Annotated in this window: 23 protein-coding genes and 2 pseudogenes; 15 read left to right on the top strand and 10 right to left on the bottom strand. The window is 61.1% G+C overall.

The window, feature by feature from the left end:
* Positions 1-44: 44 nt before the first annotated feature.
* Entirely contained in the window at positions 45-1664 is a 1620-nt protein-coding gene (locus tag XalbCFBP2523_RS07415) for a rhamnogalacturonan lyase B N-terminal domain-containing protein (protein ID WP_045765422.1), read from the top strand.
* Positions 1665-2344: 680 nt separating this feature from the next.
* Here XalbCFBP2523_RS07415 and XalbCFBP2523_RS17335 read toward each other — a convergent pair.
* Complete coding sequence (locus tag XalbCFBP2523_RS17335; protein WP_282956814.1) at positions 2345-2932, bottom strand: cellulose binding domain-containing protein; 588 nt, start codon at positions 2930-2932, stop codon at positions 2345-2347.
* A pseudogene (locus tag XalbCFBP2523_RS17090) lies at positions 2909-3703 on the bottom strand (GH12 family glycosyl hydrolase domain-containing protein); the annotation flags it as partial. The pseudogene XalbCFBP2523_RS17090 and the gene XalbCFBP2523_RS17335, both read right to left, overlap by 24 nt.
* Before the next feature lie 331 nt (positions 3704-4034).
* Between XalbCFBP2523_RS17090 and XalbCFBP2523_RS07425 the strand changes: the two are divergent.
* On the top strand, positions 4035-4373 hold the full coding sequence (locus tag XalbCFBP2523_RS07425; RefSeq protein ID WP_012915392.1) for a hypothetical protein: 339 nt from the start codon (positions 4035-4037) through the stop codon (positions 4371-4373).
* Positions 4374-4524: 151 nt separating this feature from the next.
* Here XalbCFBP2523_RS07425 and fghA read toward each other — a convergent pair whose 3' ends face one another.
* The 3 genes and pseudogenes from fghA to XalbCFBP2523_RS17095 all read right to left on the bottom strand — a co-directional run.
* Positions 4525-5355 (bottom strand): S-formylglutathione hydrolase, encoded by an 831-nt coding sequence (gene fghA / locus XalbCFBP2523_RS07430; protein ID WP_012915391.1) that lies wholly within the window; start codon positions 5353-5355, stop codon positions 4525-4527.
* Positions 5356-5437: 82 nt separating this feature from the next.
* Positions 5438-6547, bottom strand: coding sequence for an S-(hydroxymethyl)glutathione dehydrogenase/class III alcohol dehydrogenase (locus tag XalbCFBP2523_RS07435; protein ID WP_045765421.1), 1110 nt, complete (start codon positions 6545-6547; stop codon positions 5438-5440).
* Between the two features lie 58 nt (positions 6548-6605).
* A pseudogene (locus XalbCFBP2523_RS17095) lies at positions 6606-6867 on the bottom strand (metal-sensing transcriptional repressor); the annotation flags it as partial.
* 324 nt (positions 6868-7191) lie between these two features.
* Here XalbCFBP2523_RS17095 and XalbCFBP2523_RS07445 point away from each other — a divergent pair.
* Complete coding sequence (locus XalbCFBP2523_RS07445; RefSeq protein WP_080928054.1) at positions 7192-7902, top strand: response regulator; 711 nt, start codon at positions 7192-7194, stop codon at positions 7900-7902.
* Complete coding sequence (locus XalbCFBP2523_RS07450; protein ID WP_045765419.1) at positions 7899-9380, top strand: ATP-binding protein; 1482 nt, start codon at positions 7899-7901, stop codon at positions 9378-9380. Before XalbCFBP2523_RS07445 ends, XalbCFBP2523_RS07450 begins: the two co-directional genes overlap by 4 nt.
* Positions 9381-9412: 32 nt before the next feature.
* On the opposite strand, the gene XalbCFBP2523_RS07455 is transcribed toward XalbCFBP2523_RS07450, so the two are convergent.
* A complete protein-coding gene (locus tag XalbCFBP2523_RS07455) occupies positions 9413-10333 on the bottom strand; it encodes a hypothetical protein (RefSeq protein ID WP_045765418.1) in 921 nt (306 codons plus the stop codon).
* Positions 10333-10788 (bottom strand): hypothetical protein, encoded by a 456-nt coding sequence (locus tag XalbCFBP2523_RS17100; RefSeq protein ID WP_080928053.1) that lies wholly within the window; start codon positions 10786-10788, stop codon positions 10333-10335. Before XalbCFBP2523_RS17100 ends, XalbCFBP2523_RS07455 begins: the two co-directional genes overlap by 1 nt.
* 320 nt (positions 10789-11108) lie before the next feature.
* Between XalbCFBP2523_RS17100 and XalbCFBP2523_RS07465 the strand changes: the two genes are divergently transcribed.
* Entirely contained in the window at positions 11109-11594 is a 486-nt protein-coding gene (locus tag XalbCFBP2523_RS07465) for a hypothetical protein (protein ID WP_045765417.1), read from the top strand.
* 63 nt (positions 11595-11657) lie between these two features.
* Here XalbCFBP2523_RS07465 and XalbCFBP2523_RS07470 read toward each other — a convergent pair whose 3' ends face one another.
* Positions 11658-13022: a glutamate--cysteine ligase gene (locus XalbCFBP2523_RS07470; protein ID WP_045766644.1), complete on the bottom strand. Its 1365-nt coding sequence runs from the start codon at positions 13020-13022 to the stop codon at positions 11658-11660.
* A 218-nt stretch (positions 13023-13240) separates the two neighbouring features.
* Here XalbCFBP2523_RS07470 and XalbCFBP2523_RS07475 point away from each other — a divergent pair, with 218 nt between their 5' ends.
* Positions 13241-13936, top strand: coding sequence for a VIT1/CCC1 transporter family protein (locus XalbCFBP2523_RS07475; RefSeq protein WP_045765416.1), 696 nt, complete (start codon positions 13241-13243; stop codon positions 13934-13936).
* 122 nt (positions 13937-14058) lie between these two features.
* On the opposite strand, the gene yihA is transcribed toward XalbCFBP2523_RS07475, so the two are convergent.
* Positions 14059-14682 carry a ribosome biogenesis GTP-binding protein YihA/YsxC gene (gene yihA, locus XalbCFBP2523_RS07480; protein WP_012915382.1) on the bottom strand — a complete coding sequence of 208 codons (624 nt, stop codon included), beginning with the start codon at positions 14680-14682 and terminating at the stop codon, positions 14059-14061.
* A 129-nt stretch (positions 14683-14811) separates the two neighbouring features.
* Between yihA and XalbCFBP2523_RS07485 the strand changes: the two genes are divergently transcribed.
* The 4 genes from XalbCFBP2523_RS07485 to XalbCFBP2523_RS07500 all read left to right on the top strand — a co-directional run bounded on the left by XalbCFBP2523_RS07485 (position 14812) and on the right by XalbCFBP2523_RS07500 (position 18083).
* The gene (locus tag XalbCFBP2523_RS07485) at positions 14812-15633 is read left to right on the top strand and encodes a c-type cytochrome (RefSeq protein WP_045765415.1); all 822 of its coding nucleotides are present in this window, start codon (positions 14812-14814) and stop codon (positions 15631-15633) included.
* 85 nt (positions 15634-15718) lie between these two features.
* Entirely contained in the window at positions 15719-16360 is a 642-nt protein-coding gene (locus tag XalbCFBP2523_RS07490) for a thiol:disulfide interchange protein DsbA/DsbL (RefSeq protein ID WP_045765414.1), read from the top strand.
* Positions 16361-16465: 105 nt separating this feature from the next.
* Complete coding sequence (locus XalbCFBP2523_RS07495; RefSeq protein ID WP_012915379.1) at positions 16466-17290, top strand: thiol:disulfide interchange protein DsbA/DsbL; 825 nt, start codon at positions 16466-16468, stop codon at positions 17288-17290.
* Positions 17291-17315: 25 nt separating this feature from the next.
* The gene (locus XalbCFBP2523_RS07500) at positions 17316-18083 is read left to right on the top strand and encodes an endonuclease/exonuclease/phosphatase family protein (RefSeq protein ID WP_012915378.1); all 768 of its coding nucleotides are present in this window, start codon (positions 17316-17318) and stop codon (positions 18081-18083) included.
* 76 nt (positions 18084-18159) lie between these two features.
* Here the strand turns inward: XalbCFBP2523_RS07500 and XalbCFBP2523_RS07505 are convergent, their stop codons facing one another.
* The gene (locus XalbCFBP2523_RS07505; RefSeq protein ID WP_045765413.1) at positions 18160-21042 is read right to left on the bottom strand and encodes a TonB-dependent receptor; all 2883 of its coding nucleotides are present in this window, start codon (positions 21040-21042) and stop codon (positions 18160-18162) included.
* Positions 21043-21625: 583 nt separating this feature from the next.
* Between XalbCFBP2523_RS07505 and XalbCFBP2523_RS07510 the strand changes: the two genes are divergently transcribed.
* The 5 genes from XalbCFBP2523_RS07510 to XalbCFBP2523_RS07530 all read left to right on the top strand — a co-directional run bounded on the left by XalbCFBP2523_RS07510 (position 21626) and on the right by XalbCFBP2523_RS07530 (position 26033).
* Entirely contained in the window at positions 21626-22456 is an 831-nt protein-coding gene (locus XalbCFBP2523_RS07510; RefSeq protein WP_045765412.1) for a TauD/TfdA family dioxygenase, read from the top strand.
* A 48-nt stretch (positions 22457-22504) separates the two neighbouring features.
* Entirely contained in the window at positions 22505-23539 is a 1035-nt protein-coding gene (locus tag XalbCFBP2523_RS07515; RefSeq protein ID WP_045765411.1) for a sulfotransferase, read from the top strand.
* A 61-nt stretch (positions 23540-23600) separates the two neighbouring features.
* A complete protein-coding gene (locus tag XalbCFBP2523_RS07520) occupies positions 23601-24779 on the top strand; it encodes an aminotransferase family protein (RefSeq protein WP_196297618.1) in 1179 nt (392 codons plus the stop codon).
* Between the two features lie 26 nt (positions 24780-24805).
* Complete coding sequence (locus tag XalbCFBP2523_RS07525) at positions 24806-25465, top strand: 2OG-Fe(II) oxygenase (protein WP_080928052.1); 660 nt, start codon at positions 24806-24808, stop codon at positions 25463-25465.
* Positions 25434-26033, top strand: a complete 600-nt coding sequence (locus tag XalbCFBP2523_RS07530; protein ID WP_230595844.1) for an AAA family ATPase — start codon at positions 25434-25436, stop codon at positions 26031-26033. Before XalbCFBP2523_RS07525 ends, XalbCFBP2523_RS07530 begins: the two co-directional genes overlap by 32 nt.
* Positions 26034-26176: the final 143 nt, after the last annotated feature.

A 26176-nucleotide genomic window follows, 5' to 3' on the forward strand; every position in this document is an offset into this window, starting at 1 on the left:
TATCCACACCTCATTCTGTAGATTAATTTTACGGCCTAAATCCCATGAGAAATACTTACGTGCGTACCTTCTTCCCCCTGATCTTGTGTTGTATCGCAGTTGGCGGTGCACTGCCAGCCGCCGCCCAGAATGGAACCTTCGGCCTAAGCCACAGCGGTGGGCGCTTCGTCGTCGATAGCGGTGCCAACCTGGTGTTCAGCGTGGATGACAGTAATGGCGACTTGGTGTCGATGCGCTATCGCGGCACCGAGTTGCAGAGCACCGAGGCCAAGGGTTCGCAGATCGCCTCAGGACTCGGCACGGCGACCGTGGCGGCACGCACCGTGGGCGACACCATCGTGATCTCGGCACAGGCCGGCGACCTGATCCATTACTACATGGCGCACAAAGGCCGCAATGCGATCTACATGGCGACCTATGCGCCGACCCTACTGCCGATCGGCGAATTGCGCTTCGTCACCCGGCTCAATGTCAACATTCTGCCGAACGCCGACCACGAACCGGATTCCAACGTCGGCACCGCGATCGAAGCCCAGGACGTGTTTTTGCTTCCAGACGGCCGCACCAGTTCCAAGTTCTATTCGGCGCGGCGTGCAATCGAGGACAGCATCCATGGCGTGAGCGGTACGAACGTGGCCGTTCGCATGTGGATGGGCAATCGCGAATACAGCTCCGGCGGCCCATTCTTCAAAGACATCGCCACACAAAAGACCGTCGTGACCCACGAGTTGTACAACTATATGTTTTCCAACCACACCCAGACCGAGTCCTATCGCGGCGGTCTGCATGGCGTGTATGCCCTGCTGTTCACCGACGGTGGCGCAGCGCCTGCCGCGGCGACCGATCTGAGCTTCGTCGACGCGACGCTGAAACTAAAAGGCTTCCTGGACAGCACCGGCCGCGGCACGGTATCTGGTCAGGCCTCGGGCGTTGCGGACGGGCAACCGGCAGTGGTTGGCCTGAGCAACGACCATGCGCAGTACTGGGCAAGCGCGGACTCCACAGGTCAATTCAAGATTGCCGGCGTATGTCCTGGACACTATCGCATCACGCTTTACCAAAACGAGCTTGACGTCGCGCACGACACGCTTGAGGTCGCTGCAGGCAGCACCGCGCAGGCGACATTGCAGGCGGTGCCGCTTCAGGGCCAGGTGCAGTGGCAGATCGGCCTGCCCGATGGTACGCCCGGCGCTTTCCGCAACGCCAGTCTGTTGCCAACGATGCATCCGTCCGACCAGCGCATGGCGTCCTGGGGGCCGCTGACCTACCGCGTGGGAACCAACGCTCTGGAGGATTTCCCGGCAGTACAGTGGCACGGCGTCAACGCCCCCACGCGCATTGAATTCGTCCTCGGCGCCGACCAAGTCCGCGACTATCGCTTGCGCATGTTCGTCCCACTGACACAGGCCAGCGCGCGCCCACAAGTGAGCGTCAACGATCAATGGACTGGCCCGATGCCACCACGGCCCGATCAGCCGAACAGTCGTGGCATCACCCGCGGCACCTATCGTGGTAACAACACCGTGTACCTTGTCGACATCCCGGCTACGGCCTTGCAGGCCGGTCTAAATTGGGTGGACATCGACGTCGTCTCGGGTTCGCCGGACAACGGCTTCCTAGGCCCGGCTGTCGTCTTCGACAGCGTGCAGTTGATCGTGCCATAAGCTGATCGTGAGCCATAAAGATTGCAAGGACGCGGGAACGTCCTTGCAATCTGGCGCTAAACCGCGCCAATCCCGCGCTTTTGTGCTGGAGTTTTTACCAGGCACCTCGAATAACCCCATGATGCTCGCACTGATACTGCTTCGCCGCTGACGATGTCTACGCAAGACCCGCAGCATGGCTGTCGATCAGGTCTACCGCTTGCGTCAGCGTCTGTATTTGCACCATGGGCGGGGTGTTACTCACTTACCGCATTCATGCTGATCGTATGCAGCTTGCTGCACCGAGTGCCGACACGAGATAGTTGCCCAAGCTTTCCTCGGCCAGGGTGCGTATGTCCGATACCATCAGCGCGCACACGTACAATGGGATGAAATTAGCGTTGCGCTCATGCCCGCAGCCTAGCGGTTCACCTGGATGGCGGACGGACGATGTCGGCGGTGTTCGCGTCGGCTTGCCGTACATTTGTTGGAGTAGGTGCTGGCGCTTCCTGTCGGCATGACGTGGCAGCAGGGCAGTCTCGCGTCGGCGCTAATCTTGAATGATTGGCGCCTGCAACGTAGGGCGATGCGATCCCCGTTACTGGGCTCCGAAGCACGAACACGAACGACAGCGTCGCAAGACGCTGCCGTTCGCGGCCACCACGCGATGCGTGGTGACGGCCTTGCATGACCTCGCTAGATCAATGTTGCGAGGGATTATTCGAACGCGTGGCGCAGAAGCCAAGTGTGGCAGTTTGCTGAGGGTCCAGGTAACGGTTCCAATCCATGCCACTGACTTGGATGGATTGAACGGAGCCGGAGGCATCGGTATTGGGCGTCCAAATGCCACTCCACAGATTGATATTGCTACTGCTGACCTTGCCGAGAATCGGCACAGTGATGTTCCACTGGGCTTTGGTGCTGCCCCTTTTGTTGGTCACCGATATGTTTTCGCAATAGCCTTGACCCCAGTCGCTAGTGACGGTGGACTGGACGTCGAAGGGATTGCTGGTGGAGCCACCGCCGCCGCCCGTCGAGCCGCCTCCGCCAGTGGAACCGCCACCGCCCGTCGAGCCACCTCCGCCAGTGGAACCGCCACCGCCCGTCGAGCCACCTCCACCAGTGGAACCGCCACCGCCCGTCGAGCCGCCTCCACCAGTGGAACCGCCACCGCCCGTCGAGCCGCCGCCACCAGTGGAACCGCCACCGCCCGTCGAGCCGCCGCCACCAGTGGAACCGCCACCGCCCGTCGAGCCGCCGCCACTCTGCGCGTTAATGTTCGCCGTGATGTCGATCCAACCGTTGCCGCGCACCACCTCGAAGCCGGTTTCGATGACATGCAGGTAGAGCGAGTCGCTGTAGCGACCGTCCTGGCTGCGGTTAGCCTGCAACCAGTTGAGGAATTGCTTGACGTCGACATTGAGGCTGCCGCTGGTCGGCAGATTGGCCTGACCGGCCGTGCCGTGCGGGATGAAGGTATACACGTAATAGCCGGCGCCACTGTTATCCCCCTCCCACAAGTCGAAGGTATAGCCGCCAGCGGTGATCACGTTGGTGGCGGTGGGCTGGCCCACCGGATAGGAATTGTTTCCACCCCAGATCATTAATTCCAGTTGTGGCACGTCCTTGTTGGTATCGCGGCGGAAGAATATGTCGTAGGCGAAGTCGCCGTGCATGTCAGTGCCGCCAGCAGTGTAGGAGAACTGGACCGGGATCGACGTCAGCGAAGATACCTGGGCCGGGAACAAGGTATCGCCGGTCGGATTCCAGCCGTAGTGGAAGCCGCGCAGGATCGCTGGATAACCATGCAGGTCGTTGTTGGGGTAGTTGAAGGACACATTCAACTCCGGCGTGCTGCCGGTGCCGAACGTGCCATGCATGCCGTGGTTCGGATCGCCGAAGTCGTTGACCCAGGCGTAATGGCTCCCATAGACCTTGTTCGGGCCCGCCATTACCAGTGGCGCGGCGGCCAGACACGCCAGCGCGAGCAGTGTCTGCAGAGAACGGCGTGTCGTACGCGGGGCAAGTGAGACACCCGCAACCATATTGATGTTGTGCATCGGAATTTTCCTGAGAGGAACAGCAATGTGCTGCCTTAACTCACGCTAACAAGATGTCCCCAGCATGAGCTATGAAAAGAACATCTGCCCTCACGCACGAATGGCAATAGTGTTAGGTCGGAGCAGTATCAAGTGTGCGCAAACGCCCACATACAGCCCATTGGCGACATCCGATAACCCGCGTTGTCTACCTGGCTAACCACTGCCATATACACATGCACCGTCGATATAAGATTGTCGATGGGCTTTCGCGTGACGGCTGCGCTATGGCGCGCCGGATGCTGCTCTGACTCTGCTAGGCTGCATCGCCCCGCATCACGGAAAAAACTCAATGGCCGTCACCTATTCGATCAGCCTGCCCGATCCCTCCCGTGCCCGCGGCAGCCACCCGTCGCTGAGTTTCACTGCCCATGGTGCCGACGCCTTCGCCGAACAGTTGCAAACCGCGCTGCGCGACCCAGGCTGGTGCGAGCGTTGGCGCGCGTTGCAGCCTGATCCGGACGAGGCGGATCCGGCCTTGAGCATCACCGACCCCGATGCACGCGTCATCGGCAAGCAGAACGACCTGCGCATCGACCTGTCTGTCACCACCAGCATCCCCGGCGACATTCTGAGGCAGCGCATGCGTTTGCTCGCTGGCAGCTTCTGGGAACTGCACGACGTGCGCTGAAACGACGCGACATTGTCGCCCTACCTGTCAAGCGACAGTCAGCACGATGTGCGTGGCACAGCCCGCAGTCGATGTCCGAGCGTGGCGATCTCCCTGCACCCATCCAAGGCTGACCGCACACCGCAACCAGCCCCTACATCCCGCGCTGCGCTCAGTCGCGCAGCGCGCGTGCGTGGAAGGCGATGTGCTCGCCGATGAAGCTGCCGACGAAGTAATAACTATGGTCGTAACCAGGCTGCAGACGCAGGGTCAGCGGATAGCCAGCGGCATCGGCGGCATCCTGCAATAGCTGCGGTCGCAGTTGCGCCTCCAGGAACGCGTCGTCACCGCCCTGGTCGATCAGCATCGGCAGGCGCTCGTGGGCCGTGCAGATCAGTGCACTAGCGTCATACGCCAGCCACTGCGCGCGATCCTCGCCCAAATACGCGGTGAAGGCTTTCTCGCCCCAGGGCACCTGCGCCGGCGCCACGATCGGCGCGAACGCCGACACGCTGCGGAAGCGACCTGGGTTCTTCAGCGCGACCACCAGTGCGCCATGCCCTCCCATTGAATGACCGCTGATCGCACGGCGACCGTTGTGCGGGAACTGCGCTTCGACCAATGCCGGCAGTTCCTGCACCACGTAGTCGTACATGCGGTAATGCGCGGCCCACGGCGCGCGCGTGGCGTTGACGTAGAAACCGGCGCCGATGCCCAGATCGTAGCCATCGGCATCGGCCACGTCATCGCCGCGCGGACTGGTGTCGGGCGCGACCAGGATCACCCCATGCTCGGCGGCATAGCGCTGCGCACCGCACTTGATGATGAAGTTTTGCTCGGTGCAGGTCAGTCCACTGAGCCAGTAAAGCACCGGCAATTCTGCGTGCTCTGCCTGCGGCGGCAGATACACCGCGACATGCATCGTGCAGCCGAGGACCGTCGAGTGGTGACAATAGACGTCCTGCCAACCACCGTGACAGGCATGATGTTCGATGCGTTCCATGAAAGTTCCTCGTGGTTTGGGAACGGCCCGCGTGCCCTGCGGTGCGTGCAGGACACCGCCGCGCAACACACCGACCCGACGATCAGAAATGGATGACGGTACGGATCGACTTGCCTTCATGCATCAGGTGAAACGCTTCGTTGATCTCGTCCAACGGCAAGGTGTGGGTAATGAACGGATCCAGGTCGATTTCGCCGCGCATCACCTGCTCGACCATGCGCGGCAACTGCGTGCGGCCCTTGACCCCACCGAACGCGCTGCCGCGCCACACCCGGCCAGTGACCAACTGAAACGGACGCGTACGGATTTCCTGACCGGCGCCGGCCACGCCGATGATGACGCTCTCGCCCCATCCCTTGTGGCAGCACTCCAGGGCCGCGCGCATCACCTGCACATTGCCGATGCACTCGAAACTGAAATCCACCCCGCCATCGGTCATCTCGACGATGACCTCTTGAATCTGCCTGGTATGGTCCTTCGGGTTAATACAATCGGTGGCGCCCATGCGCCGCGCCAATGCGAATTTATCCGGATTGGTGTCGATGGCAAGAATGCGCCCGGCCTTGGCCTGCACCGCGCCCTGGATCACCGCCAGACCGATGCCGCCCAAACCGAACACCGCCACCGAATCGCCCGGCTTGACCTTGGCGGTGTTGTGCACCGCGCCGATACCGGTGGTGACGCCGCAACCGAGCAGGCACACCTTCTCCAGCGGCGCGGCGGGATCGACCACGGCCAAAGAGATCTCCGGCACCACCGTGTACTCGCTGAAGGTGCTGCAGCCCATGTAGTGGTAGATCGGTTGGCCGTTATAAGAAAAGCGCGTGGTGCCATCAGGCATCAAGCCTTTCCCCTGAGTGACACGCACCGCTTGGCATAGGTTGGTTTTGCCCGACAGGCAGAATTTGCACGCGCGGCACTCGGCCGTGTACAGCGGAATCACATGGTCGCCCACCTTCACGCTGGTCACGCCGTCGCCCACCGCGACGACGATGCCACCGCCTTCATGGCCCAGCACCGCCGGAAAGATGCCTTCCGGATCGTCGCCGGACAGCGTGAATGCATCGGTATGGCAAACGCCGGTGTGGGTGATCCTGACCAGCACTTCACCCTGGCGCGGCGGCGCGACGTCGATCTCCACGATTTGCAGCGGCTGACCTGCTGCGAAGGCGACGGCGGCACGGGATTTCATGGGCGTTCTCCTGGCTGAAAGACGGAGGCAATGAGACCTGGGATGACGGCGATGAATTGAGATACGGGCGGATCAGCAGGTGCATCTGGCGTACACGCGCGGCACGCTGCTTGACATCCGCGCACGCGGGATAGCCGAATTGCTCACGCACATGCTTTGCCATCAGGCCGTTGACCGCACCACGCAGCGATCTGCTGCTGCAAGGTCCGCAATCCGCAATCCGAACCACCTTGCAACGCCCGCTCCAACACCTCTGTCTGCCCGCGCAGACGGCGGATGCGGGCCAGAACGCACTTCTTCCAGTGCCGGGCGTGGGGCATGCAGTTCGACTCTGAAACGATACTGGGGATAGTATCTGCGCGACCAGCAAAAAGGAACGGCGAACCGTGTCCACGCCATGTCGACCAGCTTCACCAGCGTAACGCGCCGATTCGGCATACACCGATGCTGATACATACAAGAAGATCTCAACAACAGGCAACAAGTTGCCATAAAGCCGTCGCCACTGTTGCCTATGATCATGGAGCAACCATGTGCTGGCCGGATATCGGTGAACAGGCACTGGGGCCGCACCAGTTCCAGGCCGCCGTCACCCGGTCTAGACTGGCTAAATCCCTTTTGGTCACTCCCTCAAGATCGTGGACATGAAATCCTTCATCCTGGTCGTCGACGACGATCCGGATCTACGCCGACTCATCAGCGAGTTCCTGAGCGAGCACGGCTATCAGGTGGAATCCGCCGAAACAGTGGCGCAAATGCGCCAATTGATGGCCGAACGGCAGCCTGACCTGATCGTCCTGGACGTGATGATGCCCGGCGAAGACGGGCTCAGCGCGGCGCGCCAACTCGCCAGCGAGCGCGGCGCCCCTGCCGTCATCATGCTCAGCGCACTGGGCAGCGACACCGACCGCATCATCGGCCTGGAAGTGGGCGCCGACGATTACCTGGCCAAACCCTGCAATCCACGCGAACTGCTGGCGCGCGTGCGTGCGCTACTGCGCCGCAGTCAGGCCGCGACGCTGCCACCGGAAGCGCGCGGCAATGTCTACGAATTCGCTGGCTGGCGGCTGGACGTGATGCGTCGCGATCTACGCGACCCCACCGGCATCTTCATCAATCTCTCCGACGGCGAGTTCGCACTGCTACGCACCTTCGTCGAGCACCCTCAACGCGTCCTCAGCCGCGATCAATTGCTCGACTACGCGCGCGGGCGCGACACCGAGGTCTACGATCGCGCCATCGACAGCCAGATCAGCCGCCTACGCCGCAAGATCAACGAACGCGTGCAGACCGAATTGATCCGTACCGTGCGCAACGAAGGCTACATGCTGCTGCCGAGCGTCGCCCGCCTGTGAGCGCCCCCAAGCGCGGCTTGCCGATCTTCGCACGCACCTTCCTGTTGCTCGTCGTGGCGTTGCTCGCCGCGCAACTGATCGGCATCGCCCTGGTCCTGCGCACGCCGGCCTACGAGATGCCGGTGCATCCGCCGGAAGTGATCGCCCTGCTCAGCACCCGGATGCCGGCCGGCACGCAGACGCTGAAAGTTCAGGACTCTGCCAATGCGCCATTGCCGGCCCCGGACCAGGTCCGCGATCGCATGGCCGAACGCCTGATGGCGCATTGGCTGGAAGTGGAGCCGGAAGAGGTACGGTTCTACCGCAACAGCGACGGTCGACTCGACCGCCTGCGCTTCCGGCTGGGGGAGCCACCGCCGTCACAACCCGCCTCTGCGCCATCCAACCAAGCAGCCGACACGTCCTCCTCGCACATTGCTATCGCCCCACCACCACCGCACCCCGTGTCGGGGGATGCGACCCGCACCAACGCCTTCGAAGCGACGATGCGCGCCATGGGCTGGCGCCAGCATGGCTTCGCCCCAGCGGTGCCGCTGCTGGATGGCTTCACCGCCGCGCTGCACCAACCCGATGGCAGTTGGCGCAGCGTGATGTCGCCGCCGCGGCGCTTTTCCGCCGAATTCAAGACCAAGGTGGTGGTACTGCTCTTGGCCGGCATGGTGGCGATGCTACCGCTGGCCTGGTGGTTCTCGCGGGCACTATCGGCGCCGATCAGGCGCTTTGCCGAAGCCGCCGACCGCCTCGGCCGCAATCCCAACGCACAGCCGCTAAAGCGCAGCGGACCCAGCGAAATCGTGCAAGCCGCCGATTCGTTCAACGCGATGCAGGCGCGTCTGAACCGCCTCATCAACGAACGCACGCACATGGTCGCCGCGATCGCCCACGACCTGCGCACACCGCTGGCACGCCTAGCGTTCCGTCTGGAGAGCCTACAGCCACCGTTGCGCGACAAAACCATGGCCGACATCGAGGAGATGAAAGCGATGATTTCCGCCGCACTGAACTTCATCCATAACGACAGCCAACGCACCCCACGCTCTCCGTTGGACTTCCGCCTCCTCGTAGAGAGCGTGGTGGACGATGCCAGCGATACCGGCGCCGACGTGACCCTGCGCGCCGGCCAGGCCATCACCCTCGATGGCGATCCGCTATCGCTGCGACGCATGGTGATGAACCTGGTGCAGAACGCGTTGAAATACGGCAAATGCGCGCGCCTGCACCTGCGGCGCGAAGCCACCGAGTGCGTGCTGTGGATCGACGACGACGGCCCCGGCATCAACCCTAGTCAGCGCGAAAAGCTGTTTCTGCCGTTCTTCCGTGGTGAAAATTCGCGCAACCGCGACACCGGCGGCATCGGCCTGGGCCTATCGGTGGCGCACAGCACGGTGCTTGCGCACGGCGGGGAAATCGACCTGAGCAACCGTGCCGAGGGCGGCTTGCGGGTGTGCGTGAGACTGCCTTGCCAGGCGAGCGCATGAATCCGCACGCAAGACGAACGAGGCTGGCCCGTCTAGCGTCGTTGCTGACTGACGTGTTCTGCCGCGCTTTCCCGTTGCAGCACCGCCTTCATCCTGGCCAGTCCATCGGGATTGGGCCAGCCAGCGAACGTATCGAGGATGGTGGTGCCACGCACCAGATAGAACGTCGGCGTACCGATGCTGTGCAGGAAAGCCCAGTCGCTGCGCCGATACATCAGGTGCATCGGCAGCCTGGGCTGGCGGCGATTCCATTGCACGATGCCGTCGATGGGTGGGTTGGTGCCCGGCGCAACCAGCAGCACCAGCCGCTCGCGCAGCCAGCGGTCGTCCTCACTGGTCACGATTTCGTTGAGCCCGTTTGCCGCGAAATGGCAATCCGGATGGACCACCGCGAGTATGGCCAGACGGTCATCGTGCAAAGCGAACGCACGCACCTCCGCCCGAGTCGGCGAAACGATGTCTATCACGCGCCGGGATGAACCCAAGGGTCGCTCGAACGCAAGCGTGGGCAACGCTGCGAGAGGCCGCGTCTGCAACGCGGCCAGGATCCGATTTGCCGCGTCGAACTGGCTGATCGAAGCCAAAGCATCAGCATAGGAAATGTCATGCCAGCGGGTCGCGCGCCCCTGCCGCTGCAAGCGCGCATAGAGGCAGCCGAGTTTATGCACATGCCGGGGATCAAACGAGTAGCCCTCGGCGAGCACCGTCGCCCTAAATAGATCGTCCTCGTCAAAAGGCAAATTGGCGGCAGCGCAGGGATCGGCCGTGCCGGCCATGCGTTCGTACAGAGAAACGACTGCCTCCGCGCGCTGGGCGCCAGGCAGGTCTTGAACGTTCAGGTCAGCCAGTGCATCGTAGAGCGAACGGTCACGCGCTTGCGCGCAGACAAAAGGCGCTGCCAAGGCGAGCAAGCCAGCGCCAATGAAAAACACTACTGGTTGCAGAGATGGCATCAGCACTCGCTCGTGCACATCGAGCCTGCGCTCTCTACACAAGTATTATTGGGACGACAGGTTTTATCCATATCCTCATGATCTGGGTCTTGGCCCCTGCCAGGAATGAAGGCTGACGCTGGATAGGCCCGACTCACGGCCCTGTCTTCCTCGGAATCGACGCGAATCTTGCGCATGCTGGAGACCTTGCTTTCCAACCCGAACAGCGACAGTAGCCGATACGCCTGACTGGCCGAAAGCTCCGCCTCTATATCGCTGTATCTAAACGATGTCACACCGGATACGTTGAAACGCAAGGATTCGACAAACCGTTTTCTTGCAGCGGGGGAAAGCAAATTGATCGGACTGGAAGCATCGGCCTTGGCCAGGTACTCCGTGAGACCTTCGGCAGAATGAATCGGAGCCGTTCTCAACCGCAATGTACTTGCGTTACTACTGGAACTTTTTCGACTCAAGCCAAAGCGGAAGCTTCAGCAAAGCTCGAATCAAAAAAATTTTGTGTACTGCCACACTCAGATCATCCTGGTCGATGGATGATCGCCACCTCCTCGCTCCTGCTTACCGTTGCGATTTCTTTACATCGATACCGACTCAACGTCAACACCTGCTCGACGCGGCGCAAAGCAGAAAAAAGAGAAGGGCAACACAGACTCAGAACTCCCCCATCGCCCCCCCTGTCGACCACCATCCATCACTGAGAATTGAAATCCATCGTTGGCAAGCTTATGGAATACTCCCATCGCGCCGCTCGGAAAGAGCACCCAAGGAGATCTCAATGAAACCGGAGTCGAAAAGGCTGGCAGCATTGCTGGCAGCGGTGACCTGGGTGTCGGCAGGAGTTCTTGATTGCGCAACGGCACGTCCGACCAATGCAGCACCAGCGGCAGCGGCAAAGCACGTCGATGCACAAGACGCTTCGCGGTTGCCAACGGCACCCATTCGTTCCGCCGAGCAACTTGATCGTTACCTGGCGAGCGCGGATGCATCCAGCCCGCTTGCATTGCTTTCGCCTGCTTCGCGGAAGCGTTTCATTCAGTCGCTGCGTTTCAACGCAACCGGCGTAACATCGTTCACTTACGCCGATATCGAAGCGGAGCTTTCAGCCAGCCAGGCCTGCCGCCTGCTGACCCTGTTCGGCATCGAACACACCCTCGCCTCGATGCGCAAGATCCGCATCGAAAACCAGGAAGACGAAAAGGCAATGCAGTCCTGTGGGGCGACCAGCGTTCAACCGCACAGCGCGAACAGACCTCAACACTGACACCACCGAACGCGGGCACTCTCGCATGCCCGCCACGGCGTCCGGCTCGGCGACGAGCACGCCTCAGTACGCGAACTCGCCGAACACCCGGTCGATATCGCCGTGCCACGCGCCGTGATACAGCGCCAGCTTGCGCTCGGCGGCGGTCTGGCCTTGGTGCAGAATCTCCACCAAGGGTTCGAGAAAGCGCGATTCGTCCTGGCCGTCGCGGTTCAAGCGCGCGCGGCGGCGCAGGCCGGCCAGGGCGATCTTCACTGCTTCGGTCGCCAAGTCCCGCACGCTGCCGTTGCGGAACGGCAACTTCAGTGCGTGGCGCGGCACGCCATCGCGCAGGGCATGGCGTTCGCTCAGACTGAAATCCTTGACCAAATCCCAGGCCGCATCCAGCGCCGCGTCGTCGTACAGCAGGCCGACCCAGAACGCCGACAGCGCGCACAGCCGTCCCCACGGTCCAGCGTCGGCGCCACGCATTTCCAGATATTTTTTCAACCGCACTTCCGGAAAAGCCGTGGTCATGTGATCGGACCAATCGCGCAGGGTCGGCAACGCGCCAGGCAGCGCCGGCAACGCGCCCCGCAGAAAATCGCGAAAGCTCTGCCCGCTGGCATCGATATAGGTGCCATCGCGATAGGAGAAATACATCGGCACATCCAGCAGATAATCGACATAGCGCTCGTAACCGAAGCCATCCTCGAAGACGAAATCGAGCATGCCGGTGCGGTCGGCGTCGGTATCGGTCCAGATGTACGAACGGTAGCTGAGGTAGCCGTTGGGCTTGCCCTCGGTGAACGGGGAATCGGCGAACAACGCGGTGGCAATCGGCTGTAGCGCGAGCGAGACACGGAATTTCTTGACCATGTCCGCTTCGCTGGCATAGTCCAGATTGACCTGGACGGTGCAGGTGCGGGTCATCATGTCCAGGCCAAGCGTGCCGACCTTGGGCATGTACGCCTGCATGATCTTGTAGCGACCCTTGGGCATCCATGGCATTTCATCGCGGCGCCATTTCGGCTGGAAACCCATACCGAGGAAGCCCAGGCCCAATTGATCGGCCACTTGCTTGACCTCGTTGAGATGGCTACCCACTTCCACGCAAGTGTCGTGAATGGTGTGCAGCGGCGCGCCGGACAACTCCAACTGTCCGGCCGGCTCCAGCGTCACCGAGGCACCATCGCGCAGCAGCGCGATGGTGTGCCCAGCTTCGCGCACCGGCTCCCAGCCGAACCGGGTGAGGCCGAGCAACAAGGCTTCGATCCCACGCTCGCCGTCGAACGTCGGCGGCCGCAGATCGTCCAGACGGAAACCGAATTTCTCGTGCTCGGTGCCGATGCGCCACTGCGCCTCGGGCTTTTCTCCGGAAACGAGCACTTGGACCAGTTCGGCGCGGTCGGTGATCGGTGTCTCGGCAACGTGGCTGGGGCTCGACAAGGGCAGCACTCGCGCGAAAGAGGAAGCAATGTGGGGATCGTCCGCCGCCATCGCAAGGCTGGCACTATAGCCTGCCGGTGGCGCCCACATCGCGACCGGCGGCAGCGTAGCATTCCATAGGCACCACGCTCGGCGCCGTCGAGAGTGAGACGCAGCCACGCGCCACGCTGCCGACTCGGCTAGGCTGACGCTTTACTTGGTTCGCCACAGGCGTCGCGATGCGCCCCACCCACTCCGAACGACACCGCACCGACCGCGCCGGCTGGCTGCGCGCAGCCGTGCTCGGCGCCAACGACGGCATTCTCTCCGTGGCGGGTCTGCTGGTCGGCGTCGCCAGTAGCGGAGCCTCCGCCACCACCGTGCTGACCACAGGCGTCGCCGGTCTGGTCGCCGGCGCGATGTCGATGGCTGCTGGCGAGTACGTCTCGGTGCAGTCGCAGGCAGACACCGAACACGCCGATCTGGCCCAGGAACGCCGCGAACTGCACGAAGATCCGCAGAGCGAACTGGAAGAGCTCACCGCGATCTACCGCCAGCGCGGACTGGAACCGGCGCTGGCGCGCCAGGTCGCCGAGCAACTGACCTTGCATGATGCGCTGGGCGCGCATGCGCGCGACGAACTCGGCATCACCGAAATCCTGCGCGCACGCCCATTGCAGGCGTCGGCCGCCTCGGCGGCGGCGTTTTGCAGTGGCGCGGCGCTGCCGATCGTAGCGGCCTGGCTGGCCCCGGCCGGGCAACAACTGTGGGGGACCGGCGCGGCGACCCTGGTCGGTCTCTCGCTGACCGGCGCGCTGGCCGCCCGTGCCGGCGGCGCGTCCGGGGTGCGCGGCGCGGCACGCGTGGTGTTCTGGGGAACGCTGGCAATGCTGACCACCGGCACCATCGGGCACCTGTTCGGCGTACACGTCTGAGCGGAGGTCAGCGCGCGTACCACGCTGCGTTGGCAACGTGATCGGTGGCCGCTTGACGCCTCCCCACCATCACTCACCTGAACGCGGCAATTGGCAGCGCGCGCCCAGGTCGAGCGCGCCACTCAAGGCACGGCGGGCGAGGCAGCCTCAAGCCCCAGCCAGCCGCCGACGATGGCACGCGCCTCGTCCACGCCCTGGCGGCTGGCGCCGGAAAAGGTCTGCACACCGACCGTATCGCCGAACGCCTTGAGCAGCTCCTTGCGCACCTGCTGCAGCGCTTGCGCCTGCTGACCACGGCCGAGCTTGTCGGCCTTGGTCAGCAGCGCATGCGCCGGCAACCCGCGTTGCACGGCATAACTCAGCATCTGGCGGTCGTAATCCTTGAGCGGATGCCGGATGTCCATCACCACCACCAATCCACGCAACGCCTGCCGGGTGCGGAAATACGTATCGATGAACGACTGCCAGTGCGCCTGCAATTCCTGCGGCACCTTGGCATAGCCGTAACCGGGGAGATCCACCAGATAACGCTCCGGCTGGACCTGGAAAAACACCAATTGCTGGGTGCGGCCCGGCGTCTTGGAGACGCGGGCCAGGGCGTTCTGCCGGGTGAGCGCGTTCAACGCGCTGGATTTGCCGGCGTTGGAACGGCCGGCGAACGCCACCTCCCAGCCATCGTCGTCAGGCAACTGGCGGGCGTTGTGGGCGGATAGCAGATAGTGAGCACGTTCGAGGATCAGCGACATGCGTCTAGGATCGCACGTCCGCCCGCCGAGGCGGACTGCGTTGACCACTGGGCCGTGGCGCGAGGATAATCGCGCGAATGCGGTCGCCGCTTCGGCAGCCGCGGGGTCGGGTCATACGGAGCTTCAGCAATGCGCCACGCTCGCGTTCTTGCCTTTGCCGGTCTAGTCATTTCCGTCGCCGCCGCTGTCGCGTTCGCGCAGATCGCGGTGGTGCCCATCCCCGACAACGCACCGGTGCGCACCACGCCGCTGGAAAGCGACGTCGGCAAGGTCGCCTGGGGCGATGCCAAGGCCGGTCAGGCCAAGGCCGCCGCGTGTGCCGCCTGCCACGGCCCCGACGGCAACCCGTCGCTAACCATGTATCCGCGCATCGCCGGGCAGATGGAACGCTACAGCGCACGGCAAATGGCGCTGATCGCGCACGGCGAACGCACCAGCGGCCCGGTCGCGGCGATGGTGCCGTTCGTGCAGGCGCTCGGCCCGCAGGATATGCGCGACATCGGCGCCTACTTCGCCACGCAGAAGGCCGGCGCCGGCATCGCAGACGACGCGGTGATCGCCGAAGGCCCTTACGCGGGCATGAAGTTCTACGAGGTCGGCCAGCAGTTGTACCGTGGTGGCGACCCCGTGCGCGGCATTCCCGCGTGCATGGCCTGCCACGGCCCGACCGGCGCCGGCAATCCGGGCCCGGCGTATCCGCATCTGGCCGGTCAACGCGCCGACTACGTGGCGCGACGTCTGCAGGAATACCAAGCCGGCACCACCCAGGAACGCGACCCAACACTGTTCAAGATCATGGCGCAGGTCGCCAAGCCGCTGACCGACCAGGAAATCAAGGCGCTCGGCAGCTATCTGCAAGGCCTGCACGACCATGCCGACGATGCCGCCGCCACGCCGGCCAAACCTGCGCAGGCCACTCCCCAACAGGGAGCGCCTGCACAACAATCCTGACCTTGCGGCGCCATGGCGGCGCCCGCACCATTGCCCTCGCGCCGGTCCCGATGACCGGCGTTCGTTTTTGCCCATTGGAGATCGCATGAACCGACTGTCCCGCCTGCTGTTGTGCCTGCTCGCCCTGCTGCCGCTCAGCACCTTCGCACAACCCAAGCCAGCGGCAGTGGTGGAAGGAGAGGACTACACCGTAATCGCCGCCGCCAAGCCGTTCGCACCGCTGGCCGGCAAAATCGAAGTGGTGGAACTGTTCGGCTACCCCTGTCCGCATTGCGCGCATTTCGAACCACTGTTCGAAGAGTGGACCGCCAAGCAGGGCAAGGACGTGCGCGTGACCCTGGTCCCAGCCGCATTCGGCGGCCTCTGGGACAACTTCGCCAGCGCCTTCTATGCCGCACAGCAATTGGGCGTGCAAAACCGCAGCCACCACGCCATGTTCGAGGCGATCCACGACAAGCGCAGCGTACCAACGCAGAACGTGGCACCGCAGGAACTGGCCGCATTCTATGCCGCCTACGGAGTGAAACCGCAAGACTTCATCGCCGCGTACGAAAGTCCGCAAGTGGCCGCGCAAGTGAAGGCCGCGCGCGACTTCGCCCTGCAGGCCGACATCCCCGGCACCCCCGCACTGGTGGTCAACGGCACGTATCTGGTCAGGGGCAAGAACTTCCAAGACATGTTGCGCATCACCGACGCTCTGGTCGCGCGCGCGCGGGCGGGCAAGTAACCAACGCACAGCGCTTGATCCACGTCATGGCATCATGGCGGCATTGCTGGACCTTGCTTGCCGCGGGTCCAGCGTATGCCCCCTATCCTGCTGGAGATGTCGCCGATGAAGACCCGCTTCGCCCTGACCTTGATGGCCCTGCTGCCGATTCTGGTGGCATGCAAGGCCAAGGATGGCACTACCGACACCGTCGCCACCGCTACTGGCACCACCGCAGCGCCTGCCACCGACAACAACGTGCCTGCCGAAACCGCGCCGACGCCAGCACCGGCCGACGCCAGCACGCCGCCGGCCACCGCAAGCGACGCCCACACCGCGGTCACGCCGGCCGCGGCGAAAAAGCCCAACGGCCCGGAGCCAGTCGCCGGCACCGACTACGTCGACATCCCCGGCGGCCAACCGTTCCAGCCGACCAACGGCAAGATCGAAGTCGCCGAAGTCTTCGGCTACGTGTGCCCCGCCTGCGCACGCTTTCAGCCGGTGATCGGCCCATGGAAGGCCGGCCTGCCATCGGACGTGCACTTCATCTACGTCCCGGCGATGTTCGGCGGCCCCTGGGACGACTACGCACGTGCGTTCTACGCCGCCGAAGCGTTGGGCGTGCAGGAAAAGACCCATGACGCCCTGTACAAGGCGATCCACATCGACGAGACGCTCAAGGGCGAGCGCGGCCGCGACTCGGTACAGGACATCGCCAATTTCTACGCCAAGTACGGCGTGGACCCCAAGCAATTCGCCGACACCATGAGCAGCTTCGCGGTGGCCACCAAGGCCAATCGCGCCAGGCAATTCGCCACCCGCAGCGGCATCACCGGCACGCCGTCGCTGATCATCGATGGCAAATACCTGATCAAGGGCAAAAGCTACGACGACATGCTGCACATCGCCGATCAATTGATCGCGCGCGAACGTACGGCGCTGACCAAGTAAACGCCCCGCGTCGAGTAGCAGCGACGTGACCGCTCCCGCCACCCGCACCCTGCGCGTGCTCACCGCCAATATCCAGGCCGGTTCGAGCACGCGCCGCTACAGCGACTATGTGACCCGCAGTTGGTCGCATGCGCTGCCGGCCGGGCGCAAGCGCAACAGTCTGGACACGATCGCGCAATTGGCCAGCGCCCACGACATCGTCGGCTTGCAGGAAAGCGATCCTGGCAGTCTGCGCTCGGGCTTCACCAACCAGACCCACTACCTGGCCGAGCGCGCCGGCTTCCATTACTGGAGCCACCAGCCGAACCGACGCGTGGGCGGCGTGGCCTCCAGCGCCAACGGCCTGCTCAGCCGGCTGGAACCACTGGAGGTGCAGGACCATGCCCTGCCGGGCCGCCTCGGCGGACGCGGCGTGCTGCTGGCCAAGTTCGGCGACGGCAACGAGGGCCTGGCAATCGCGGTGGCGCACCTGTCGCTGGGCGCCACCTCGCGCACGATGCAATTGGCCTTTATTGCGGAGCTGCTCGCCGATCATCCCAACGCCATCCTGATGGGCGATTTCAACTGCGTCGCCGACCGACCGGAAATGCAGTTGTTGTACCAGCGCACACGGCTGCAACCACCGGCTTGCGTGGTGCCCACCTTCCCCAGCTGGCGCCCGCAGCGGGCCATCGACCACATCCTGCTCAGCGACAGCCTGCGCTGCAACGCCCATCGCGCGGTACCGGCCGCCTTCTCCGACCACCTGGCACTGACCACCGAAATCCAAGTGCCACAAACACTGCTGCGTTGACCGCTTGCGCAACAAGCAAGTCGTGCCGCGTTCGAGGCCATTGCATCATGTACTTGCCTGTGACCACGACCTCGCTCTAGAACTTCGCATCGACACGCGCATACAGATAACGACCGCCGGGAATCGCATAGGTCGAGGCGTCATAGCCATTGAGCGAACACGACAAACAGATCGGCGGATTCTTATCGAACACGTTGTTGACGCCGCCGCTGACGGTCAGCCCCTTGAGCCAATCGAAACGGTAACCCACCTGCGCGTCGTGATAGGTCATCGCCGCCAGCGTATTGGTCCCGGCGACCTGATTGCTGCACACTGGAAATACAACTGCGTCTCCACATTGCTCGGTCAGTGCGGAGAGATGCCGCAGCGTCCATGACGCATTCCAGCGTCCACGCGCCCAATCCAGCGTCATGTTGCTGGTCCACTCCGGGATGGCGCTGTCCACCACTTCCACGCCTGGGCGTTGCGGCTGCACTTGGCCGGCAGCGCCGGTGGCGACATAGCGGGTCACGAAGGTGTTCTGCCAGCGCAGCTTGAAACGTCCGAGCGCCGTTTCCGGCGAACTCCAGAACATGCCGACGTCCCAGCCGTCGGTCTTGATCGCGCCAAGGTTGGTCAGGCGGTTATTGAAGCCGTTGATGACGCCCGTGGCCGCGCGGGTGATGCCCTGACAATAGATCGGCGACAGCGTCTGCACGCACGCGTCGAGCTGAGTCTGCGCATTGATCGCCTGAATCGCACCATCGATGTCATGACGGTAAAAGGTAACATCGACATCGAAGTGGTCCGACCACGGCACGCTACTGGCGAACCAAGGGCTCCACACGAAGCCTGCGCTGAAGCTGCGCGCCTTCTCCGGCTTCAGCGCGCGGTTGCCACCGGTGGTCACCGAGATCTGTGCATTGGCCTGCTGGTAGCCGACCGGCGCACCGAGCGCGGCGCAATGGGACGCACTGCCGCGCGGCGCGTTACCGCCAAGACCGATCGAACACGGGTCGGATAAGATCAGATCGGCACGCGCGGCCGAACCGTACAACTCGCCGATGCTGGGGGCGCGGAAACCGTCGGCATAGCCGGTGCGCAGCACGAAATCCGGCGACACCTGCCAGCGCAGGCCGTACTTCGGCGTGAACTCGCCACCAAAGGTGGAATAGTCCGAATAACGCCCGGCCAGGCTGAGATCCAGTTTATCGCCCAGCGGCGAGTCGGCAAAAATCGGTACGCTCAGTTCGAGGTAAGCCTCTTTGACATCGTAACTCCCCTGAGTCGGCAACGATGGCACCCCATTGTAATGGCCGATCACAGTCAACGGATCGGGCTGGTACCAACCCTCGTACCTGCGGTATTCGATCCCGGTGGCGAAGGACACCGCGCCAGCAGGTAACCGGAACAGATCGCTGCTGAGATTGCTAGTGAACTGGGTGAGTACGTTCTGGCTTCGATCGTGCACCACCGGCTGAATCCAGCGCAGCATGTCCGGTGTGATACTGCCGGCACCGCCGAAGAGATTCAACGGCACACAACCGGCCACCGCCGCGCACGCAACCGGATCGCCCAACGCCAGATTGATGTTGTAGATGTTGTAGCTACCATGATTGGTTTGCTCGGCGTGATTCTTGCTGTAGGTGGCGTCGACGTCCCAGAACCAGGTACGGTCGGCCCCTTGGAAACTGCCGATCAGACCAGTCCCGATGTAATGCGTGTCGACCCGCTGCTCGAACACGCGCATACCGCCTTCCACCGGCCGACGCGCGATCATGATCAGATTGCGCGCTGGATCCAGAGCGAAGCCAAACGGGTTATATGGATTGGCGGCGGAAACGAACACATTATCGGCCAGCGGATTGCCGGTGCCCGCGCCTGGCCCCAGAAAAATCGGCTCCGGCGCGGCTTGATTGGTCGATGTCCGCCGGTTGCCCAGCAACTTCAGATACCACTGCATCTCATCATTGAAGAAGAAACGCAACTGGCCATACACGCCCTTGCGTTCGGACGGCGTCAGCAGGAGGTTGGAGAGGGCGAAGTTATAGCGGTCGGCAGTGCTGAAACAATGATAATCGTCGCGACGCCCGCAGCCGGGACTGCCAGCGTAACGGGGCGATGCGACGCCATGATTCGGCGTCAGATCCTGCTGGGCGCCGGTATTGGGATCGATGAAGATGAAACGCCCATCGGGTGTGGCCGAGCTGCCGAAGCTCACCCCAGTGCCGGGAACCGGATAAGAGGACTGCGTGCGATCGCGTGCATAAATCGGATCCTGTTTGGTGTCGCTGGCGCCGACGAACACACTGGCGCGCTCACTGCTGTGGCCCCAGGCCAGATCCACCCCTTTGTTCGCACCATCGCCCTTGTCGTACAGACCATCGCTCAGCGTCACCTGGCCCCCCTCGAAACTGCGCCGGGTGATGATGTTGACCACACCGGCAATCGCGTCGGAGCCATACAGCGACGAGGCGCCATCCTCCAACACCTCGATGCGCTCGACAATCGCCAGCGGAATGGTATTGAGATCGGTCGCCGCACCCACCCCCGATGCAGAGGACTCGTTGACCCAACGCATGCCATCGACCAACACCAGCACGCGCTTGGCACCGAGATGGCGCAGGTCAACCTGCGCCGAGCCAGCACCGACGCCACTGCCGTCGGGCGGGAAGCCGAAGTTGCCGGAGGAGTTGAACTTGGCATTCAAGGCCGAGCCGGAGGCGGTGAGTTGCTGCAGCACATCGCCGATGGAGGTCAGGCCGGTACGCTCGATATCGGCGCGACTCAGGCGCTGCACTGGCACCTGCCCCTCCACTTCCGCGCGGCGGATGCGCGTTCCCGTGACCTGGACGCCATCCAGCGTGGTGGTCGCGGACGCGGCCGCTGTGCCCTGCTGCGCCCCGGCCAACCCTGGGGCACCCGCGAACAAGGTCGATGAAACTGCTAAAACCAAACGATGACGGTGCAGCACGTTCATCCGTCTCTCTCCGGAAAGGATGTGGGCCAGTCGTTGCGTCCCCCTGCACCGCGCGGGCATAGAGGCGTTGTAATCAAATCATGAACGACACGCAAGCACCAAGCAGCGACACACGGCCCCCACCTAGCGGGAAGACTCCGCGGATACCGTGGCAAAGGTACCGCCGTCATTCTCACGCGGGCATTGGCCTGCAAACCGGAATGGGGAAAGCATCACGGCATACTGATTTCTTTGCGTACATGATGATGATGAAATTTCCAACAACCGTCGGCAAAAGCGTACGTGCAAGCCAAGAGCAGCTGCTTCATTGGCAAAATACGACGACCTGAAAGTACGATCGTGCTGTTCGCGTCGGATACGAGTAAATAAATCAACCAGAACATTATTGATATGAATCACTGAAAAAGTATTGCCGGACAAGAAAACCGAGTTATACAGCATCGATAACGCGAAAGCGCCAGCTTGTATTATTTTCACGAATTCAGAGGACGACCAGCGTCTAGATTTTTTATAAAATTCTATCGCGCACATTTACCAATCGAAAAATTCCAACATTCAACTTGTACTTCGTCAGAGGTAGAGCATGCAAAGCCGCTTTCACGGTTGGTCCGCACAGGTGCTCGATGTGAACGATATAGAGGCAGTCATGCGAGATATCGACAAGTATGGGTTCGCTATCGTCCACGACAAATGGCGATTCGATGCGTCAGACTTCAAGCGTATGGCGGCGCTCTATCATCTCGGGCCGATGTATCAGTCCGATTTCAACCGCCGCATGCACATGGAGGGCATGTCAGCGTATGGCATCAACCAGGTCGGCGGTTTAACGAGTGGTCAACATGATGTATTCAACGGCACGTCAGGCGTGGCCTTGCATACCGATGGTTCCTACTTGCCCATTGGTACGATCAAGACGTCGATCCTCCTTTGCAAGCAACATGCGCTTGGCGGCGGCGAATCGATGCTGTTCGATAGCCTATCGGCATTTCAGGCGCTTTCCCGACATCATCCAGAACTCGCCCAGTGTCTGCTAGCGCCTAAGGTATTCCGACGCAGATCGACCGATCCGCGCCTGAAGAGACAATATGAGTACATCGGCCCTGTGTTTCTCGCTACAAAAGATGGTGGAGTTGTTGGCTGCTTCACCTTAGACGTGACTGCGGACTGGGACTATTCGCGCCGTGTCGACCCTCGAGTGCTCGACGCTGTGTCTTACTTGACCCGCCTTGCCGAGCCGGATAGCGGGTACACGCTGAGCTTCACCCTCCAAAAAGGACAAGCCTTGATCATGCGCAACGATCAGCTTTCACACGGGCGAAACGCCTATGTCGACGATCCTGTCAATCCGCGTGTTCTACTGCGAGGTCTATTTTTTTCGGCTCCACGCACGCGCTACGTAGAAAAAACTCTCTAACGCTTCGGCTTCCAGGTCATTATATAAAACCCGGAACAGATCACGAATATGACTGCACAGATGCTTACATCCCAATGGTCCGCATGGATGTCTTACAGCGAGCATGAGTTCGACACGCGCATTCGGAGCGACATTGAAAAATACGCGATTGACGACGATATCACTTCTGCCATCGTCGAATTCGTACATGAATATCGGGCTAGCGGAAGAAACTGGAGTAGCAGGGGACTGCGAGGTGACGAAGTGTTGGCACCCATGCTCGGCCTGGCGGATCGCGCTCCCAAGATGTTTGAATTGCTACGCGCACAGGTCGCGCAGGCCGAGCAAAACAAATGGCTTGGCGGCAGCCTGCATGAAGAGGTCGCCTCCGCACAGAAGCAGTACACGAAGTTCGCCATCGTGTCGACGCCGCGCTCCGGTACGCACCTCTTGCGCACACTGCTCGGCTCACATCCATGCATCGAGATGCACGGTGAAGCATTCAATCGGTTCGGCCAGCACTTGCTGCCATACTCCGTACAAGACACCAGCGCAGAGCATATTCTTGAGCGACATCTATTTCGCCCCTACTTCGAGTATGTGGAAGCGGTTGGATTTGTGCTCTTTCGCGATCTCGACACAGAGTGGGCAGGTGCAAACGTATGGAAGGCATTAGCCGAATTGCCGGATCTAAAGATCATTCTGCTAGATCGGCGCAACCGTCTCGAACGACTGGTATCGCTCAAGAAAAGCCTGCTCGATCAGGTCTGGTACGTCGGTCGTGACGATAAGAGATATCGGAAAAATATCAAACTGACCATTTCACATGGGGAACTCGTAGACTTTATCGACCAGGATCTTGCCAATCGAGCAAAGTTCCATAAATACTTTGATCGCCACGAAATCCTGCCAATCGAATACGAGGACATGCTCGCCAAACCGGAATCTATGCACGCAAAATTACTCGATTTCCTTCGCGTTTCGGCCGCAAGACTCGAACAAGGAACAGGAAAAAAGGAAACATTGTCGGTCTGGTCGACGATCGAAAACAACGACCAATTGAAGTCGGAACTTCAGGGCACACAATATGAGTACTATCTCTAGATCACGCCGCTATTGGCCGCCGTATACACCCATGAACGCCGAGGATTGCCGGCCTAGAATCGTGCGCGGCCAGGGGAGTTATCTCTACGACGATACGGGCCGGCGCTATCTAGACGGCATATCGGGCAGTTATAATCATTGCCTTGGTCATTCTCACCCGGCCCTGATCGATGCGGTCAAGCAGCAGATAGATACGCTTGTCCATGCGTGCAACATTGGCTCAAGCACGTTACTGCCAGAGGCACTCGCAGAACGACTCGGCGATGCGCTGGCACCATCGGGACTCGCACATACGTTCCTTGTGAGCGGTGGTAGCGAGGGAGTCGAAACCGCACTGAAAATGGCGTGGCACTATCAAATCAGTCGCAACCAACCGCAGCGGACGCGAGTCGTGGCGATCGATGGCGCCTATCATGGCTGCACGCTCGGGGCGATGGTCGCAACGCGACGTGCCTTCATCAACGAAGGCGCATTACCATTTGTCTCCACCTGTTCGATGACGATGCCTCTACCGCAGAGCCTCGACGACTTGCAGGCATGGGAAGCGCTTCTTACCGAACACGGATCGACCGTGGCAGCGCTCATCATCGAGCCGGTGATGGCGATGGCAGGGACACGTCAATTTCCGGACGGCTTTTTGCGAGCACTGTCCTCGCTCGCCAGAGCGCACGACATTCCTTTGATTTGCGACGAAGTCTATTGCGGCATCGGAAGAACCGGAGTTCTATGCGAATCGGCCTCTCAGGGGGCCAGTCCGGATATCGTCATTTTCAGCAAGAATCTCGGAGGCGGCTTTCCGATCACCGCCGTCATGACAACACCACATATTGCCGACAGTTTCGCTTCACAACCTTTTCCGCTTTTCCGGCATGGACATACGCAATCCGGCAACCTGCTAGGTTGTCGCGCCGCCTTGTTCATTCTCGACCACCTACACACACAGGACTATTATGAAAACGTCCGAATGAAGGGGGAACGTTTATTACAGAAGATTCGCGAAAATTTGCCGGTGACGAGCAATGTCGTGAGTGCACAAGGAAAAGGATTAATGCTGTCGATCACTTTGAATTCTCCAGAAGCATGTGGAGACGTGCAATACGAAGCGCGCCGGCATGGATTAATCATCGGAGCTGCGGATCGGCATCTGAAGCTTGCGCCACCTTTCACCATCGATGACACTGAAATCGACGAGCTGACGCAGCATCTTATCTATGCGATAAGCAACGCGCCGCGCCATTGACTCTTTATTTTCATGCGAGATAACACATGACGTCTGGATATTTTTCGCTCGAGCAGATTGCGGGAGGAACACTCCATGACACCCCATTCAACTGGGGTGAATTACAAACAATATGGCGTAACGATGCGCTAGCATACAGACTGGCAAGTGAGTTTCCGACAGAAGGGTTCAACTTCCGCGAACGCAACGGCGGACATTTTTATCGACGCACCGTTGTTCCGTTAAGTTCGCTCGACGTGGACGAACCTGCAACCTTATCCGATGCATGGCGTGCAATGTGCGAGGAACTCGTATCCGACGCGTTCAGGTCGGCCATGACTGAGCTCTGCGGGACGGATTTGACGGAATTCCCGATGGAAGCCGTTGCGTTTCGCGGAGGACAAGACACACACTACCTGCCGCATGTCGATGCTTCGTTGCGCCGAGGTTTTCGTCTGATTGTCTATTTCAATTCCCGCTGGGAACTCGACTGGGGTGGATTGCTTCGCATTCTCAATCCTCGAGATCACAGCGAAGCTCACTACGTCGTGGCTCCAGTGATAGGAAACGCCACTTTGATAATTCGCGACGGGTGTTACGAAGATACGTGGCATGAAGTGACGCGATTGTCCGCAACAGGCGGACTCACTCGCAACACCCTCAACGTAACCTACTATGAACCAGGAACGACAAAAACAGCGCAGTGAGACGATGATGAGTCTATGCCGCAGGAAAAAGCTCGTGATGCTTTACGGCCCACCCGCCGTTGGGAAATTGACCGTCGGCAAGGAAGTGGCGAAGCGACTCTCTGCAACTCTTTTTCATAACCATCTGACTTACGATCTCGCTACAGCTTTACTAGATGCCAATAGTAGTTTCGAGACTCGCCGGCGATTTGCCTGCCGATTGAGGCTCGATGCGATTTCTTTATTGCTCGAATCCGATAATCGCGACATCATCACAACGTTCTGCTATAGCGGGCCCGATGATGATTGGTATGTCGACGCACTCAAATCGCTCTGTACGAACTATTGGACGACGCCTTACTTTGTTCAACTAAAGGCTCGTCACGACCAACTCATCGACAGAGTGGAGAATGCCGATCGACGCGCATTCGAGAAGGTCAACAGTTGTGACCAACTTGCTGCGATTTTGAAAGATTGCGCATATACAGCCCCAATCCGGACGGTCAACCATCTCTGTATCGACACATCGGATCTTTTGCCAGGCGAAGCTGCTGTTGCGATTGTGAAATGGAGCGACTGCGCATCCTAAAACGCGTGACACCAAATCCGCTGCGAACAACATCCGGGCGGCACCTTTCGACACCGATGTACTAGGGCAATTCGACTGAACTTAGAAATGCATCACACGCTATCGCCATCCTAGATGGATCGGGGCGATGCTGACGCAATATT

Origin of the sequence: Xanthomonas albilineans (assembly GCF_002939705.1) — a bacterium.
In the GTDB taxonomy this organism is placed as follows: domain Bacteria; phylum Pseudomonadota; class Gammaproteobacteria; order Xanthomonadales; family Xanthomonadaceae; genus Xanthomonas_A; species Xanthomonas_A albilineans.

Bases quoted from the DNA above. Each gene is read 5' to 3' on its own strand.
- XalbCFBP2523_RS07490 (WP_045765414.1), top strand. From the start codon at position 15,719: ATGAACCGACTGTCCCGCCTGCTGTTGTGCCTGCTCGCCCTGCTGCCG.
- XalbCFBP2523_RS07435 (WP_045765421.1), bottom strand. From the start codon at position 6,547: ATGAAATCCCGTGCCGCCGTCGCCTTCGCAGCAGGTCAGCCGCTGCAA.
- XalbCFBP2523_RS07515 (WP_045765411.1), top strand. From the start codon at position 22,505: ATGACTGCACAGATGCTTACATCCCAATGGTCCGCATGGATGTCTTAC.
- fghA (WP_012915391.1), bottom strand. From the start codon at position 5,355: ATGGAACGCATCGAACATCATGCCTGTCACGGTGGTTGGCAGGACGTC.
- XalbCFBP2523_RS07425 (WP_012915392.1), top strand. From the start codon at position 4,035: ATGGCCGTCACCTATTCGATCAGCCTGCCCGATCCCTCCCGTGCCCGC.
- XalbCFBP2523_RS07455 (WP_045765418.1), bottom strand. From the start codon at position 10,333: ATGCCATCTCTGCAACCAGTAGTGTTTTTCATTGGCGCTGGCTTGCTC.
- XalbCFBP2523_RS07495 (WP_012915379.1), top strand. From the start codon at position 16,466: ATGAAGACCCGCTTCGCCCTGACCTTGATGGCCCTGCTGCCGATTCTG.
- XalbCFBP2523_RS07505 (WP_045765413.1), bottom strand. From the start codon at position 21,042: ATGAACGTGCTGCACCGTCATCGTTTGGTTTTAGCAGTTTCATCGACC.
- yihA (WP_012915382.1), bottom strand. From the start codon at position 14,682: ATGTCGCTGATCCTCGAACGTGCTCACTATCTGCTATCCGCCCACAAC.
- XalbCFBP2523_RS07510 (WP_045765412.1), top strand. From the start codon at position 21,626: ATGCAAAGCCGCTTTCACGGTTGGTCCGCACAGGTGCTCGATGTGAAC.
- XalbCFBP2523_RS07415 (WP_045765422.1), top strand. From the start codon at position 45: ATGAGAAATACTTACGTGCGTACCTTCTTCCCCCTGATCTTGTGTTGT.
- XalbCFBP2523_RS07465 (WP_045765417.1), top strand. From the start codon at position 11,109: ATGAAACCGGAGTCGAAAAGGCTGGCAGCATTGCTGGCAGCGGTGACC.
- XalbCFBP2523_RS07475 (WP_045765416.1), top strand. From the start codon at position 13,241: ATGCGCCCCACCCACTCCGAACGACACCGCACCGACCGCGCCGGCTGG.
- XalbCFBP2523_RS07525 (WP_080928052.1), top strand. From the start codon at position 24,806: ATGACGTCTGGATATTTTTCGCTCGAGCAGATTGCGGGAGGAACACTC.
- XalbCFBP2523_RS07530 (WP_230595844.1), top strand. From the start codon at position 25,434: ATGAACCAGGAACGACAAAAACAGCGCAGTGAGACGATGATGAGTCTA.
- XalbCFBP2523_RS07445 (WP_080928054.1), top strand. From the start codon at position 7,192: ATGAAATCCTTCATCCTGGTCGTCGACGACGATCCGGATCTACGCCGA.
- XalbCFBP2523_RS07485 (WP_045765415.1), top strand. From the start codon at position 14,812: ATGCGCCACGCTCGCGTTCTTGCCTTTGCCGGTCTAGTCATTTCCGTC.